Genomic DNA, 1,105 nt, shown 5'->3' with positions numbered 1-1,105 from the left:
GGGGCGTACGCCCCTGGAGGCAGCTCAACAGGGAGTTGCAGCATGACCACATCCACCCACTCTCATAAGGACTGGACCGACAAAGGGGGTCACGTCAACCCCAGCGGCGGCGGCAAAGAGCGCCCAGGGCGCGAGCATCCAGAAGCGGCTATCCATCACGCTGCCTTCTGCCTGAAGGCCTGACACCGCTTGGTCTGCTGGTGCTGCCGGAAGGCCCACTGGTTGCCCCTCACCACCATCCCGCAGTGTTCGCAGATGGTCGTGGGTGCCTCTCGCATCCAGTCCGAGGGGCGCTCCCCCACGAGTTCCCGCCTTGAGGGGTCAATGGCCCGTCCCTGCTGGTAGCGGGTCAGGGCTGGAGCCGTGGTGACGAAGCCCGTCTCCAGGCAACGGAACAGGAGGGTCTGACCGCGCAGGTTCTGGGTGTTGAAGGAAGTTGCCGAGGGCACTGGCAATTGAGGGTTCACCGCAACCCATAGTGGCTCGCCTTTGGTCGTGACACTGCAGGGAGTGTTCAGGCGGACTGGCGGGCTCAATGCACCATCGGCATCGCAAGCACCGTGCAGACCGCGCGGTGCAGGGTGAAGATCCCGAACTGGAACCCCTCCGCCGCGCCGATCTCCACCACCTCATACGGGTCAACATCGTGTTGGCGCGCCCGCAGTCCAGGCGTGCGTGCAGCGTGGGTCAGAAAGTGCTCCAACTGCTCCAACTGCTCCAACTGCCTGCTCCAACTGCTTCTGCTCGTGGCGCTCCTGCTCGGGCGTCATGCGGTCTGCATCCGGCGGTTCGGCAGCAGGGCCATGTTGGAACCACTGCGAGTGATGCTGGACTTGGCCACCCCTGCGCGGCGCTCGGGGACGACCATGGGAGTCCGGTCCTGAGTGGAAGTGCAGGACAAGAAGAACAGTGCGGTGCTCAATTCCTGCTGGGCGCGCATCTGCCCAGTGCCCTTGGCACCTTGCCGCGCGGCGGGGATGGTTTGTTCAGCACCTTCCTAACCGCCGACCCTGCAGGGGCTTGGCAGGGGGTGGAGCATGGGTGTGAGGTGCCTGCGCAGGCGCCGCAGGCTGCGCCGCTCGGCGTTCTGCACCTGGTTTTTGTT

2 protein-coding genes are annotated in these 1,105 nt (G+C 65.1%); both read right to left on the bottom strand.

Going from position 1 to position 1,105, the window contains the following annotated elements:
- Positions 1-155: 155 nt before the first annotated feature.
- Positions 156-449, bottom strand: coding sequence for a hypothetical protein (locus tag CJZ98_RS17810; protein ID WP_094592433.1), 294 nt, complete (start codon positions 447-449; stop codon positions 156-158).
- An 83-nt stretch (positions 450-532) separates the two neighbouring features.
- Complete coding sequence (locus CJZ98_RS17805; protein WP_094592432.1) at positions 533-721, bottom strand: Nif11-like leader peptide family natural product precursor; 189 nt, start codon at positions 719-721, stop codon at positions 533-535.
- Between the last annotated feature and the right edge of the window lie 384 nt (positions 722-1,105).

This window comes from Vulcanococcus limneticus LL (assembly GCF_002252705.1).
Taxonomy (GTDB): Bacteria; Cyanobacteriota; Cyanobacteriia; order PCC-6307; family Cyanobiaceae; genus Vulcanococcus; species Vulcanococcus limneticus.
This window is presented reverse-complemented; position numbering and strand designations above follow the sequence as displayed.